At 33.0% G+C, this 1,626-nt stretch carries 1 protein-coding gene; it reads right to left on the minus strand.

The window, feature by feature from the left end; all coding sequences use genetic code 11:
- Positions 1–506: 506 nt before the first annotated feature.
- On the minus strand, positions 507–1,271 hold the full coding sequence (locus ACFO6W_RS12010; protein WP_379996717.1) for a metallophosphoesterase: 765 nt from the start codon (positions 1,269–1,271) through the stop codon (positions 507–509).
- Positions 1,272–1,626: the final 355 nt, after the last annotated feature.

Here is a 1,626-nt window from a genome sequence, read left to right on the forward strand (position 1 = left end):
CTACTGCTGTTTCTAAAGTCAGACAACCCATAGAATCATTCTTCAATTGGTTGAATGAATGTACAAAAATTCAAAGAGCGCAGAAAGTCAGATCGACATCCGGACTTTTAGTACATACGATGGGTAAAATTGCCATCGCTTTTATTTATCTAATTTTTTAAATACTGATTCGCATTAATAATTAGTATGTTGTTCTTGTTGTTAATCTTTAAAAGGTAAGCATGCTTTGTTCTATTGCGTTCTATAATTGGTTACATATATAGTAGAATAATTATTATAAAAGACCGGCAGATTATTTTCTATCGGTTTTTTAATTTATAAAATCCGGTGTTTTCATATTCAGGACTAAATACTACAAATAGGACCTTCTGTTATTATAAATTTGAGTTGATAGTTTGATTGACAGATCCAAATTCTTCTAATTTAACAAACAGTTTCTGAGGTATAAATGTCAATTTGAATTTAATTAAAATTTATCACGGAGAAAATCCATCCGATGGAATATCCTATAAAACAATTGACATTGAACGGTCAAAAGAAAGGTTTTCTTTCAGATTTACATATCCGAGCTGATTTGAATAAAGCCGTGTTTGCCCTATCCGGATATCCCTTATATTCCTGTGTGAATGCCCAAATATCCAGTATTCAGGAATATTCATTTTAATAAGGCTGTCAAGATCCGTATAAAATGCATTACTAAGGGCACTGCCCTTAAATTCTTCCGCCATACATTTAACGGAAGGTAAATGATGGGACACAACTACCCGTATCCCTTTCTTATCTTCGTGCAGGGCGTACTTTAAAAACGAAATGCATTGCTCATGCATTTTGTTATAAATATCAGCCGTCAGCCCTTTCCCATTATAATTAATAAATTTAAAATCGGGCATATGGCTCGTAACATTATCTTCTGCGGATACCGGTATAAAAGACCATAGTGGGGTCAACAGAAATTCTACACCGTTAATTACTTCACATTTGTTATAATACCAGTGGATATTATCCCGTATCTCTTCTTTCATCCCGTTCTTGAGCCTAATGGTATCATAACCGCCATAAAATTCATGATTTCCGGGTACAACCAATACCTGGTTAAAATTTTCTGAAGCCCAATCCCAGAAAGGATGTTCTTTATATGTACCATGTCCAATATATCCGATATCCCCGGCAAGCAAAAGTATATCCCCACACGGAATCAGTGGAAAATCCTTTATAAATAAGGAGTTCTCCTCAAACTCAAGATGCAGGTCGGAAGCAAATTGGACTTTCATAAATCAAAACATTCTGGAATTTTTCATATAAAAATATATACAAAAATACGAAAATTATCTACCAGTTTACTGTCTAACTCTTATAAAAACAGCCCAAGACCAGCGAAAACTCTTTATAATAAATTCTTTCAACTTTCAATATATCTAACATTAGTATATAATCTAAAAACAACTTCCCTTTATATTTCATAATCCCTATCGGGTCAAAAGGCTAATTCCTTTTTTTATCAAAAACAGCTTGTTTTCTTATAATTATTATGATAGCATATAATAATAAAAAAGGACTCCTGTAAATCCAGGAGTGGTCGGAAGAAATTCCGATCACTTTTTGTTTTCTACGTTTTGAAGAAAATAG

The sequence above is a fragment of the Dysgonomonas termitidis genome (assembly GCF_042654545.1).
Lineage (GTDB): Bacteria > Bacteroidota > Bacteroidia > Bacteroidales > Dysgonomonadaceae > Dysgonomonas > Dysgonomonas termitidis.

Excerpts from the sequence above, each read along its gene's own strand:
- ACFO6W_RS12010 (WP_379996717.1), bottom strand. The coding sequence starts at position 1,271 with ATGAAAGTCCAATTTGCTTCCGACCTGCATCTTGAGTTTGAGGAGAAC.